Origin of the sequence: Shewanella aquimarina (assembly GCF_023349185.1) — a bacterium.
Lineage (GTDB): Bacteria > Pseudomonadota > Gammaproteobacteria > Enterobacterales > Shewanellaceae > Shewanella > Shewanella aquimarina.
The window spans coordinates 68,890-81,702 of record NZ_JAKIKY010000009.1 but is presented as its reverse complement, the minus strand read 5'-3'; the positions used below and the strand labels follow the sequence as shown (position 1 = coordinate 81,702).

The window sequence follows — 12,813 nt, the reverse complement described above, 5'->3', positions numbered from 1 at the left end:
AAGATGATTCGAAAATGTTTTCTCTGTAACTCAGCCACCGAGGTGGTATTTTCCACCACCTGGGCACTGCCGGGACTAACACCAAGAGAGATAGGTTTCTCGGTCTGTCCCCATTGTGGCTCTGTGTCCCAAAGTCCTACGGTCAGCTTTGACGAGATGATGACCTTCTACAGCTCCATGGCGGTATACACAAATCCTGGTCGAGCAGAAAAACCATCCGAGGCCAAGATCAGAGATCTCGATGAACAGATTCAGTTTATCAAACGTGGCATAGGTCAACTGCCAGATTCGGCATTGCAAATTGGTTGCTCCGATGGCTACACACTGTCGCGTTTTCGCGACGCTGGGGTCAAACGAGTACTAGGGGTAGAACCGGGTACAGCCTCGGTAGAACTGGCCAAACGCCTCTATCAGGTAGACTGTATCCTCGGCTCAGCCGAAGCGTTTCACACCGAGGAAAATTTCGAGTTAATTCTCTTGACCCATGTGCTCGAACACCTTTATGCACCACAATCCATCCTAGCCAAGTGCCGTTCGCTTCAACAGGAGGTAGATGAGGGCTTCATCTATGTAGAGGTGCCACTGATGGCACACCCAGACAGCTTATGTCCGGGATTTTTCTCCTTCGAGCACATCAACTATTACACCAAAGAGAACCTGCTCCAGAGCCTGCAACAAGCAGGCTATTCGCCTGTGTCAGTGGTGGAACACTTCAATAGTAACCTTTCCCCCATCGTAGGCATTCTAGCCAGCACCAAACACCAGGGACACTACCATCCCCCCAAGGTCGACCCTGAACTCAACCGCCAATGGCTAAACAGTTACCGTGCGAAGGAAGTCAGCTACTGGCAAGGCTGCCTGGACGCAGTGCTTGCCCAGTTACAACAAAGCCAGCGCATCTTCTTATGGGGCGCCGGCATCCATACCTGCCAGTTGGTCGCCAACACCAATCTGCTAACCTCTTGCCATATCGATGGGCTAACCGACACATCCTCACTCAAATGGGGACTCAGACAGGGTGACTGGATCTGTCAAGATCCGGCGAGCATCGACTGGCAACCCGGCGATACTGTGCTTATTTCCTCTTATGCCTCTGAAAAAGAGATATTTGATGCCCTATCCTGGCTGAGAAACAACGGCATAAATACCCTAAGACTACATAACGTAGATGATACCCGGGCCCACTGATGTCAAACATAAACAAACATTTGCTCATTGTAGGTGCAGGCATTGAAGCCTGTGAAGGCATACGCATTGCTAAGTCCATGGGTCTAAAGCTTATTATCGCCGACGGCAATCCAACGGCACCGGGACTGGCCATGGCAGACTGGTCGATCATAGAAAGTACATACAACGGTGAGGGGATCCTCGCCAAGGTTCAACAGCTAATGAAACAGGGTGTCGGTGTGGATGGGGTGATAGCCATGTGTGCCGATGTGCCCCTCAGCGTAGCCGTTGTCAGTAATGCCCTAGGACTGCCTGGTCTATCATTGGAGTCAGCCTTCTGGGTCTCGGATAAGCTCGCCATGAAGACCAGACTCGCGGCACAGGGAGTCCCCATTCCCCATTTTGCCGATGTTTCCGATATTTCCACACTACATGAACGGGCGCAGGCCATAGGTTTCCCGCTGATAATAAAACCCGTAGACAGTCGCGGAGCACGCGGGGTACAACTCATAGAGAGTATTGATAAACTAAAGCAGGCCTGGTCATTGGCGGCCAAAGAGTCACCCACTGACAGAGTAATGCTGGAAGAATACTTAGCCGGGCCGCAGTTTAGCACCGAAACCCTAATCGATAACGGACGTTGCCACACCTTAGGATTTGCCGATCGTAACTATGAGTGGTTGGAGCGTACTAAACCTTTCATCATCGAAAATGGTGGCGAGGCCCCAACTGGCGTCAGCCCAGAGATCAAAGCCGAAGTGATCGCAACGGTAGAGAAAGCGGCAGCGGCGCTTAACATCAATCAGGGGGTAGCCAAGGGCGATATGGTGTATACGTCCCAGGGCGCTAAAGTGATCGAGATAGCCGGCAGGCTTTCTGGCGGTTTCTTTTCCACCACCCAAATCCCCCTAGCCACCGGGGTCAACTTTGTCGAAAAAGCGATAAAACTGGCTCTAGGCGAACCTTTAACCGACGCTGAAGTCACCCCAAACAATCAGCAGGCCGTCGCCATTCGCTACCTGGACCTACCACAAGGCAAGGTTAAGATGATAAGCGGAGAAGCCGATGCCAAAACCGTCAAGGGCGTCGAGATGCTCAAGCTCTTCATCGCCCCCGGAGATATTATTCAGCCAATAGCTAACCACACCCAGAGGGCCGGATTCGCCATCGCCTGCGCCGATGACAAGCAATCCGCCATCGACCGTGCTTATGATGCGCTGTCTAAAATTCAAGTGGTATATGAGGCTGCCGGCTCATGAATACCGCTTTGTACACTGTATTTCACCTCAACCTAGCCTTTTCTTCCATTGAAAAGGAACAGCATGTCGAGGTGGTTGAACGCTGTTATTGGCCACTACTAAAAATCGCAGAGCTTGGTATTCCTGTTGGCTTGGAGCTGACGGCCTACACTCTTGAGTGTATCAATACCGTAGCCCCCGCCTGGATCGAACAATTCAAGGCACTGCTACAGGCCGGTCACTGCGAGCTGATCGCCAGTGGTGACAGCCAGATCATAGGGCCACTGATCCCAGCCGAGGTCAATAGTGCCAACCTAAAACTAGGGCAAGACAGCTATCAACGCCTATTGGGCATCCTTCCCAAAGTGGCTTATCTCAATGAGCAAGCGGTTTCTGCCGGGTTACTCGATGTCTACATAGATGCAGGCTTCGAAGCAGTGGTAGTGGAATGGGACAACCCCTTTTCTCATAACCCAGATTGGCAAAAAGAACTCTTGATGCAGCCTCAGTCACTAAAGAGCGCCAGTGGCCGTCATATCAAGGTTATCTGGAATCATGCCATCGCCTTTCAGAAGTTTCAGCGATATGTTCACGGCGAACTGACTCAGGAAGATTATCTGCAGTATTTACTTAAGGTGTTAAAACCCGGCACTGTGGCATTTCCTGTATATGGCAGCGACGCAGAAGTTTTTGATTTCCGCCCTGGGCGATACCATACCGAAGCAGAACAAATAAGCGGTGAATGGCAACGAGTTGAACAGTTATTCGTTACCCTCGATGCTATGGATAACTACTGTTGGCGTCTTCCCTCCAAGCTGCAGGTGAAAAAGGCAGACACCCCTTCCTTGTCACTCACCAATGCCCACTACCCTGTCTCGGTCAAGAAACAGGCCAAATACAATATAACCCGCTGGGCTCTAAGCGGCCGCAATGACCTCCTGCTCAATAGTATTTGTTATCGCAAGTTGGCCGAACTTAAGTCCCAACAAAATACAGACGACGAGTGTTGGCGAGGCTTGTGCCGACTCTGGGCCAGCGATCTCAGAACCCACTTAACCCAAACTCGTTATGATGCACTGACGTTAACCAAGATGGCTTCTGTAGCACCAACATTTGCCGCCTGGCATGATGATAAAGATCTGCGTGTTCATTATGATGAAGCCAGGCGCCGTCTGGAAGTGCAAACCCCCAAGATAAGACTGATACTTAACGGCAACCGCGGTCTGGCAATTGAAACGCTCGCCTTTGCCAGCCACAACTTTGAAGCGGTTGTCGGTACCCTATCCCATGGGCACTTCGACCACATCAGCTATGGTGCAGATTTTTACAGCAATCACCTCCTGCTGGAACGTTTTCGAGACCGCGACAGAGTGGCCGATCTCAACAGGGTGGAGTACCAGTTGGGAGAGCAAGATGGCTGTCTGGTCATCTATTGCCGCCAAGCACTCAATAGCGGTGCGGTCGTGAAATGGTATCGGCTAGAAGACGAACGCCTCTATACGGGCTTCCACTTTGAAGAAACCTGCCGCCCAGAAGCCTCGGTACGTTTAGGCTTCATGACCCTGCTCGATTGTCAGCAGCGAGCCTGGTATCAAACCCGTCTCGGCGGCTATGAGGATGAATTTTTTCAAATAACCCATGACATGGACCAAGGCGCACCAATTTCTTCCATCGTCTCATCATCCAGCGCTCTGGGAGCGACGGCCGGCGCCATCTGCTTTGGGAACCAGTTCAAGGGCATACGTATTGACTGGGATCCGGCTCGTTGCGCTGCCTTGCCTATGATTTCCAGTAAAAAAATCGATGAACAATACCTAAATCGACTGTGGTTTTCTTTGACCGAAGCCGACGAAACCCTCAAACCCAATGGGCAACTGTTGGATTTCGAAATATGCATCAGTCCAGTGGTTCTGGACACTGACTCGCCTAAGTCAGACACATATCTCAAAGAGGAAACTTGCGCATGACCAAGACACTCGCCATTGTAGGAGCCAGGCTCAATTCCAATCGTCTGGCGGGCAAACACTTATTGCCACTGGCCGGCGAACCTATGATTAGCCATATTTGGCGCCGACTGATGCGATGCAATGAGGTCAATAGTCTCGAACTGGCTACCACAGCAGATCATTTTAATCGTCCACTGCTGTATTGGGCAAACGAACATCGGGTGGAATGTCATCCCTATGAAGGCGATGTCAACGACCTGATGGCGAGGCTGGATAAGATCATCCAGAGGCAAGACCCAGATTATATTCTCTACGTCTGTGGTGATTGCCCGCTGATCGATCCAGAATTTATCGATCATGGACTGAAAGCGCTAAAGCGTTCAGCTAAAGATGCCGTCATGCTAGAGGAAGGCATAAGAACCCTACACGAAGGGCTCTCTTTTTATAGCCGCAATGGTTGGAACAAGTTGATGGCGGCAAGCCAGTGTACTATGTCACGTGAACACGTAGGTTATGCCGATAAACTAACACCAGTACTCGACAGAGTCGTCATCTGTGATAGCGGTGACTATGGCCAAATATCACACAGGATCTCGGTAGATACTCAGGCTGATTATCGTTTCATGGCCGAGACGTACCGGCGTTGGTACACGAATCATGAGTCCGATTCCATCGTCAGCCTAGCCTGGGTACAGCAACAACTCTTGCAAGACTCTCAGCTGACCAGCATCAATGCCCATGTCACCCAAAAGGCCGCAGATAAACAATATGCTAAAGCTAGTCTTTATTGCCATCTGGGCGCAGATATTGGATTAGGTCATTTTCGGCGTATAGAGCTCATTGCCGATGCGTTGCAAGAGTATTTAGGCATAGGCTCCACCATACACGTCTTATACGATGGAGAACCATTATCTAGCAGTTCGACCAAGCTCCATTGGTATCGAACCGAGCAATCTCTGTTAGATGCCATGAGTGAGGACAAGAATCCGCTACTGGTCCTCGATTTTCACCCTGAGTTCATAGCACCTACTTCGCTCACTCAAGCCTTAAAAGGCCCTAAACAGCACGGTGCTAAGCTTGTCGGCATAGATAAGCTATCTCCCTTGATTGAGACTCTGAACAGGTTATTCATTCCGAGTTTTTATACGGCTTTAACAGATAACAAAGTCTCCTATGGCTGGCAAAACTACCTGTTTAGAGCCAGGCCAAACAAAACGAAGCAACGGCAGGTTTTAGTGTTAACCGGAGGAAGCGACGCACTGGGCTACGGTGCCCGGTTACCCACCATGTTAACGGAGCTAGGCTTGGACTGGCCGATAACCTGGATACAGGGCCCTTTGGCCCCCACTCCCAATATCCCGCAACATAGCAATATTAAGCTGTTACAGGATCCCCAAAACCTAGATGAGTTGATTGCCGGCGCCGAAGTGATCTTAACCTGCTATGGTCTGTCGCTATTTGAAGCTATCTACTCTGGCGCCGCGACCCTACTACTGCCACCAAAACACTTAGTTGACTTAGATGAGCTACAGCGACTCAGAGCGGAAAACTGCTGTATCATCAGCGAGTCACTTGAGCATGCCTGCGCAATGCTCACAGAATCGGTCGCACGCGAGTCGTTGAGAGAGGCGCTACAAACCCAGAGCAAACAGGTTTTTGCGGATCATCGGGGAATAAAACAGCTGATGGCAGAGATCAAGATGCTGATGGCTAATGACTAATGACTAATGACTAATGACTAATGACTAATTATTAACGACGAGGAACGGCACGATTCAGCGTGAGAGCGAGACTAATTCAGGGAAAATCGTTATTCGAATAACCTTTTCACATAACCTAAGCGATGGCCTGGCAAGTTACGCCAGGCAAGTCGCTAGCTCATCGATCACTCTCTGTTGATCGCTCGCCGTTAATGTAGGGTAGAGTGGCAAGGTTAAAATTTGCTGGTAGAAAGCCTCGGCATGAACAAAATCTCCTTCCTTGAAACCGCGTTCCAGATAATAGGGCTGCAGGTGCACAGGGAAGTAATGCACGTGCACCTGAATCCCCTTAGCTCGCAGGGTATCGAAGATCTCACGTCGTCTTTCAATCTGATGTAGACGTATCATGTAGAGATGTCGGGCACTCTCTGAGCCAGGTATGGGATCCACAGGCGTTAAGGGTAGATCGCTTAACTTACTATCGTAGATGACCGCTAGACGATTACGCTCGGCAACAAAGTGATCGAGTCGGCTCAGCTGTGACAAGCCAAGCGCCGCATGTAGATCCGTCATGCGATAATTGAATCCCAACTCGTGCTGCTCGTAGTACCAACCACCTTCATCGGGACGCACCATCTCATTAGGGCCCTTAACGATACCATGGCTGCGATACGCCACCAGCTTTGCCTCAATGTCTGCGCAGTTGGTCATTGCCATCCCCCCTTCTGCGCTGGTGATCACCTTGACGGGGTGAAAACTAAACACGGTAATATCCGAGTAGTGACAGCTACCTAGTATATGCCCATCGTGGCGACTTCCTATAGCATGGGCAGCATCTTCGATGATCTTAAAGCCATATTCATCACCCAGCGCGGCAATGGCAGCCATATCGCAGCTATGACCACACAGATGAACAGGGATCACCACCTTAGGCAAGGTCCCCTGACGCTTCGCCTCAATGAGCTTAGCCCTCAACGCCTCGGGAGACATGTTACCTGTTTCGGGATTAACGTCGACAAAATCGACTTGGGCGCCGCAATATAGGGCACAGTTAGCCGACGCAACAAAGGTAATGGGCGAAGTCCATACTCTGTCGCCTGGGCCCACTCCCAGAGCGAGGCAAGCGATATGCAAAGCCGAAGTCGCACTGTTTACCGCTACAGCAAACTTAGCGCCGCTATAGTCACATAAAGCCTGCTCAAAAGCGGGGACCTTGGGGCCCTGAGTCAACCAATCGGATTGCAGCACCTCAACAACAGCATCGATATCATCCTGGCTGATATCCTGTCTGCCGTATGGGATCATGCGTCAGCATCCAATTTGACGATATCTTCCCCCGTCAGGAAATGTGAATTGGTTCCTGAGTTGTATTCAAACCCCATGGCCACAGGCTTCCCTTTCTCGCCAAGGCCATTGGTGCAAAAGTCAGTTTCGCGGCCAAAGAAGCGAATACTCGGCGTAATGACGAAGTGATCGTCAAACTCCAGGGTATGATGTGAATCATCGGCAGGACACATGATTTCATGCATCTTCTCACCGGGGCGGATACCGATAATGTCATGATCTAAATGGGGCGCGTAGGCCTTGGCTAAATCTGTAATGCGAACCGAGGGGATTTTTGGCACAAAGATCTCCCCTCCTTGCATTCGATCGAAATTCTTCAACACAAAATCGACACCATCTTGCAAGGTAATCCAAAACCGCGTCATATCTGGATGAGTAATGGGGAGTGATTGAGAGCCTTCAGCGATCAACTGCTTGAAAAAAGGCACCACTGAACCGCGGGAACCGACGACATTCCCATACCGCACCGCCGCAAAACGTGTCTTACCACTGCCAACCATATTATTGGCAGCAATAAACAATTTATCTGAGGCTAACTTGGTTGCGCCATAGAGGTTAATCGGATTGGCAGCCTTATCCGTCGATAACGCTATCACCTTATCGACATTATTAGCGATTGCCGCCCGGATCACGTTTTCTGCACCATGGATATTTGTCTTGATACATTCGGTGGGGTTGTACTCGGCAGCAGGTACCTGTTTTATCGCAGCGGCATGGATAACATAGTCGACCTCTTTAAACGCCTGCATCAACCTGTCGCCATCTCTCACATCACCAAGAAAATAACGCATACATGGGGCGTTAAATCTCTGCTGCATCTCATATTGTTTCAATTCATCACGAGACAAAATGATTAACCGCTTCGGCTTGTATCGCTCTAATATGGTCTTAGTGTACTTCTGACCAAAAGAGCCTGTGCCACCTGTGATCAGGATAGATTTATTATCGAACATTAACGCTCCATATTCGCATTAAACTCAGCATCACTAAAATAAGAAATTATTAAAGCAAAGCCTTTGGTTACGAGCCCATGGCTTAATTTTAATCGTCAAAAAGGTAAGGCAAATTTCGTACCATAACAGCTAACTCAGATATTCAACCGAAAATCGTCTCAAATTGCCACACCGATCAATATATAATAAACATCTTTAATCTTAGTAACTTAATATCTAATGTCTAACCTTATTTTTCAACAAGTCCCTAAGTGGTCTCATTTTGGCTAAATTTTAATCCTCTTCTACCTCAAATACTTACTACAGGCTGGCTGGCATAAAACTCGCATTCATGTCGGATTAATCCCAGATTAACATCGCACTTGTGTCGTATTTGAGTCAGACTCTAAGCCATGCAGGGATTTAAATCGGCAAAAGTCGGCCAGAGTGTCAATAAATTGTCTAAAAACATCGAATTGAGGGTGCAATGCAGAACAATCAATCTGAAATAACCAATACCTTTGCCGTCAGCCAGTTTGGTGAATATTACTTACCAAGCGTCAACCGCAACACCTTCGAAAAAATCGATTCGACGACCCTCTTCGACAACAAACTCAAAAAAGCGTTATCAACCCCGGATACACTGCATATCATTGCTGGGCTAGACTCTGGCCTACTGGCAAACTATGTGATGGAGCAAACCACCCCCACGGGTAGCAAGTACATCTTTGTCGAACTCGATGAGATCTTATCTCTACTCTCTATCGAGATCCCCTCGCCTCTTTCTGATGCTATTCAGGTCGTTTCCCTAGAACAGTTTTCGACTTTAATTCAATCCTATGAGAACAATTTATTCATCGTAAAGCAGCAATTTAAATTACATAGATCCGTTGCGGCTGACGGTAACTATCTCGATAGCTATAGTTGGCTACACGCCCAAATAGACAACGCCGTCAGACAAGCTTATTTCGAGAATAGCATAGGCTTCACCCAAAAAATCTTCGTCAAGACTCAACTGAAAAATGTCGCGGAAACCCTGAGACCGGCATCGATTTTAACGGATCAATTCAGAGGCAAGAGCTGTATCATCCTAGGGGGTGGCCCGTCGCTGGATAACCATGCTCAATGGATAAAGGCAAATAGCGATAACTTGGTCATCATCGCCGCATCACGTGTCATAGGTAAACTCAATCGACTGGCCATCAAGCCCGATATCGTCGTCTCGGTCGACCCTCAGTCCGTCAGTTTCGATGTCAACAAGGATATGATGTCGCTGCCCCATGACACCCTACTCATCTGCTCATACCATGTGACGCCGCAGATCTTAGGGCAATGGCGTGGCGCTAGCCTATACACGGGGCCACGCTATCCCTGGAGTGATTTCGCCAAAGACACGAACATTCAATCCGTAGGCCCTACCGTGATCAATAGTGCGATGGAAATTGCACGGGAGATGGGATTTAGCCAGATATTGCTCAGCGGCGTCGACTTCTGCCACTCCCAAAGTGGGGCCAGTCACACTTCTGGCACCTATGCCGCAAGCTTAGGCCCGAACCTGGGGGCAATCATGGAATGGGTTGAAACCTATTCAGGACAGATGGCAGAGACTCCGATGCAGTTATTGCAGGCCATCGGCGCGACCGAGGATCTTATCGCTTCCCACACCCAGCATGCTCACTACATCAACCTTTCTGCCGATGCCGCCAAGGTGAAAGGTATCGAACATCACCCGGCAGATACTATCGCCCTCACACAGATAGATGCCGTCCAGCGACATCTACTCGCACCAGAGGCACACCTTGCGAGCGACGCCGAGTGGGTGGCGCATTTCACTCGTACTCTCAAAGAGTTGACCACAGCTCGACAGGCTTTAATACAGCTCAATAGCAAGAATAATGACGCGCTAGCCATCATTGGTAAACTGGAGAAAGAAAGGACAAATGAACGCATCGCGCAGCTCGCTAACAAGCTGGAAAGTATCGAACAGAGCATCAATAAAGAACACAAGGTGCTAGCAAGCCTCATTAAATTCTACGGTTACTACGAATTCAGTCATTTCTTATCTACCCAACAATCCGATGACTGGTCCCAAGAAGAGATCAACAAGCGCACGCGCATCTACTACAGCGCCTTCAAAGAGATGAGCGAGCAGCTACTGGAGCAGGTCCAATCGGCTATCGAGAGAACTGAGTCTCGCCTAGCCGAATATCAACAGAAAGTCGACGTAGAGGCGCTGTGCCAAAGATGGGCTCAGGATAAGCAGTGGGGCCGCGCGTTACTTTGGCAGGAACGACATCCCCAGCAGTATCAAAAGCTGTCAGCCGCAGAGCAAGAAATGCTTACCGAGTGCCAGAAGACCTTTGATGCCTTGTTTGTCATCAAGGAATATATCGATCATTCGGCTGAGCGTACCGCCCCAATCATGGATAACGCCTTTAAAAAACTACAGTTACTCAGGCAACAAAAGCACCTGTTGGGTATCACTAAGATGGTGCAATATACGGCGCCTCATATCGATGAAGATCCCGAGATTGCCCGTTTATACAACCTGGCACTCAGTTATCGTTACCTACTGGAGAATCAATTACAGGCCTCACTCGATGCCGTGCTACAGACCCCCTTGGCCGACCGCCAAGAGGAGGAGCTAAAACAGATCATCCAGCTTTCTCTGCAGCTCAATAACCTCCCGCTGGCGCTCGAGCATTACGCCAAGATAGTTAAGTACAGCGACGAATATCTGCCGCAATATGCCCATGCATTGAACTTGAATGGCGATCCTCAAGCGGCGCTGGGTATCTACCTGGATTACCTGGACAAGTACCCGCAGGACATTCCTGTCATGTTGAAATTAGGGATATTTCTGGCCCAGGCGGGTCAAATCGACGGCGCCGCCTCCTGTTTCGAAAACGTCCTCATGCTGGATGAGCATAATCAGGCGGCGCTTAACTATCTCAAGCAAATAAAGCCCTAAGGAATATTTTGGCGCCAAGGGCTCATTTATCCTGCGGCGCCGTTTCCCTTGTCCGGTGGCAGGCCGTATAATGTCGGGCGTTAACAACTTACTGCCGATAGCGAGGCCCTGTGGCGCACACCTATATCCCACTCGAACAATACAAACGCAAATGGATCTTTAACCATAAAGATCTTCCTGTCACAGATGAAGACAAGGCCTGCATCAAGCCCCTGGATCAAAAATCATCCATGACGGTGTGGAATCAGTGGGTGAGCAACAAGAGCAGCCGCAGCGAGCAATTTACCAAGGGCGACTGGGCCGCCAAGGGCGATGCCTGGCAGGAAACCGACCACTGGCAAAGCGCCTGGGACAGCGACTCCCCCGCCCTACCCGAGCTGTTTCAGGGCCACTTCGATTGGAGTGATGATACTCAGGTCTATTTCTGCTACGACAAGTATCAGATAATTGAGACCCGCTGGGACATCTTCGTGCGTAACTGGAAATGTTTTCTCTTCTTCGATGACGGCCCACTGCTGATCGCCCCCAAGAAGAAACAGGCGGCGCTTTTCCACCAGAGCGGTCAATATCAGCTGGGTAAACGCGGCTAGTCCAACGATTACAATCTATACCAATCACGGTAAGTAAGTGAACAGAAATAGCGCAGGAAAAACGTTCGAGAACAAGGCAGAATTTTTCGATAAGTAGTTATTCTACAATCAAAAATAGTAACACAGTTATCGGACGATTTAACAAGCTAGAGTGATCAATTATTTACTACGATTGGTATTATAAGAGGTTATATGAAGTCCCTCCTACGCCAACTACTCCTGATGACAGCCGTGGTCAGTGCTCCACTGGCCGCCAACACACTTACCGCTAACACACTGGCCACCAACATCCTGGCCGACGTGCCACTCGCCGACGAGATCACCCTAAGCGGACAGCCTTTAGCCCTTAACGGCGCCGGCATTCGCAGCAAGTTCTTTATGGATCTCTATGTGGGCAGCCTATACACCCCGAGCCCGAGCCAAACGCTGGAGAGTGTGCTCAACGCCCCTAGGATCGCGATTCGCTTGAATATCGTCTCAGGCATGATCACCTCAGAGAAGATGCAAGATGCGATCATCGAAGGCTTCGACGATGCCACAGACGGCGAACCTCAGGCAATTCAGCCCCAGATCGATGCCTTCATGGCCCTCTTCTCGGCGCCGATTGCCCAGGGGGATCAATTTACCTTAGAGGCGATAAAAGATCTTGGCGTCACCGCCTATAAGAATGGCGAAAAACAGGCGACGGTCGAGGGAGAGGCCTTTCGCAAGGCGCTGCTGAAGATCTGGCTTGGCGATAAGCCGGCGCAGAAGAGCCTCAAGCGGGCAATGCTAGGCGAATAAACAATAGCTGAAGCTAACCGATAGCTAACTGAAAGCTAAATGACAGCTTAATGAAGAATAAAAAAAATGGCCTGACGGAATGTTCAGGCCATTTTTGTATGCATAACATTTTCTTATTTATGGCATTTTCTGATTCATCACT

General features: G+C 49.6%; 9 protein-coding genes. 7 read left to right on the top strand and 2 right to left on the bottom strand.

The genetic code is table 11. From position 1 onward, the window contains the following. Positions 1–3: 3 nt before the first annotated feature. The 4 genes from L2731_RS12330 to L2731_RS12315 are packed head-to-tail and all read left to right on the top strand — an operon-like array spanning position 4 to position 6,072. Positions 4–1,188 (top strand): class I SAM-dependent methyltransferase, encoded by a 1,185-nt coding sequence (locus tag L2731_RS12330; protein WP_249253394.1) that lies wholly within the window; start codon positions 4–6, stop codon positions 1,186–1,188. Continuing rightward, positions 1,188–2,426, top strand: coding sequence for an ATP-grasp domain-containing protein (locus L2731_RS12325; RefSeq protein WP_249253393.1), 1,239 nt, complete (start codon positions 1,188–1,190; stop codon positions 2,424–2,426). Before L2731_RS12330 ends, L2731_RS12325 begins: the two co-directional genes overlap by 1 nt. Next, the gene (locus tag L2731_RS12320) at positions 2,423–4,372 is read left to right on the top strand and encodes a glycoside hydrolase (protein WP_249253392.1); all 1,950 of its coding nucleotides are present in this window, start codon (positions 2,423–2,425) and stop codon (positions 4,370–4,372) included. The genes L2731_RS12325 and L2731_RS12320 overlap by 4 nt, the downstream gene beginning before the upstream one ends. Then, positions 4,369–6,072: a cytidylyltransferase domain-containing protein gene (locus L2731_RS12315; protein WP_249253391.1), complete on the top strand. Its 1,704-nt coding sequence runs from the start codon at positions 4,369–4,371 to the stop codon at positions 6,070–6,072. The genes L2731_RS12320 and L2731_RS12315 overlap by 4 nt, the downstream gene beginning before the upstream one ends. Positions 6,073–6,207: 135 nt before the next feature. On the opposite strand, the gene pseC is transcribed toward L2731_RS12315, so the two are convergent. Together pseC and pseB are read right to left on the bottom strand one after the other, a co-directional pair. Beyond that, entirely contained in the window at positions 6,208–7,356 is a 1,149-nt protein-coding gene (gene pseC, locus L2731_RS12310) for a UDP-4-amino-4,6-dideoxy-N-acetyl-beta-L-altrosamine transaminase (protein ID WP_249253390.1), read from the bottom strand. Continuing rightward, entirely contained in the window at positions 7,353–8,348 is a 996-nt protein-coding gene (gene pseB, locus L2731_RS12305; RefSeq protein ID WP_249253388.1) for a UDP-N-acetylglucosamine 4,6-dehydratase (inverting), read from the bottom strand. The genes pseC and pseB overlap by 4 nt, the downstream gene beginning before the upstream one ends. A gap of 466 nt (positions 8,349–8,814) precedes the next feature. Between pseB and L2731_RS12300 the strand changes: the two genes are divergently transcribed. The 3 genes from L2731_RS12300 to L2731_RS12290 all read left to right on the top strand — a co-directional run bounded on the left by L2731_RS12300 (position 8,815) and on the right by L2731_RS12290 (position 12,671). Beyond that, positions 8,815–11,298 carry a 6-hydroxymethylpterin diphosphokinase MptE-like protein gene (locus L2731_RS12300; RefSeq protein WP_249253387.1) on the top strand — a complete coding sequence of 828 codons (2,484 nt, stop codon included), beginning with the start codon at positions 8,815–8,817 and terminating at the stop codon, positions 11,296–11,298. Positions 11,299–11,408: 110 nt separating this feature from the next. Then, positions 11,409–11,888, top strand: coding sequence for a DUF2947 domain-containing protein (locus L2731_RS12295; RefSeq protein WP_041510598.1), 480 nt, complete (start codon positions 11,409–11,411; stop codon positions 11,886–11,888). Between the two features lie 222 nt (positions 11,889–12,110). Then, positions 12,111–12,671 carry a chalcone isomerase family protein gene (locus L2731_RS12290; RefSeq protein WP_415837026.1) on the top strand — a complete coding sequence of 187 codons (561 nt, stop codon included), beginning with the start codon at positions 12,111–12,113 and terminating at the stop codon, positions 12,669–12,671. Positions 12,672–12,813 lie beyond the last annotated feature (142 nt).

Excerpts from the sequence above, each read along its gene's own strand:
- L2731_RS12290 (WP_415837026.1), top strand. The coding sequence starts at position 12,111 with ATGACAGCCGTGGTCAGTGCTCCACTGGCCGCCAACACACTTACCGCT.
- L2731_RS12330 (WP_249253394.1), top strand. The coding sequence starts at position 4 with ATGATTCGAAAATGTTTTCTCTGTAACTCAGCCACCGAGGTGGTATTT.
- L2731_RS12320 (WP_249253392.1), top strand. The coding sequence starts at position 2,423 with ATGAATACCGCTTTGTACACTGTATTTCACCTCAACCTAGCCTTTTCT.
- L2731_RS12325 (WP_249253393.1), top strand. The coding sequence starts at position 1,188 with ATGTCAAACATAAACAAACATTTGCTCATTGTAGGTGCAGGCATTGAA.
- L2731_RS12300 (WP_249253387.1), top strand. The coding sequence starts at position 8,815 with ATGCAGAACAATCAATCTGAAATAACCAATACCTTTGCCGTCAGCCAG.
- pseC (WP_249253390.1), bottom strand. The coding sequence starts at position 7,356 with ATGATCCCATACGGCAGACAGGATATCAGCCAGGATGATATCGATGCT.
- pseB (WP_249253388.1), bottom strand. The coding sequence starts at position 8,348 with ATGTTCGATAATAAATCTATCCTGATCACAGGTGGCACAGGCTCTTTT.
- L2731_RS12315 (WP_249253391.1), top strand. The coding sequence starts at position 4,369 with ATGACCAAGACACTCGCCATTGTAGGAGCCAGGCTCAATTCCAATCGT.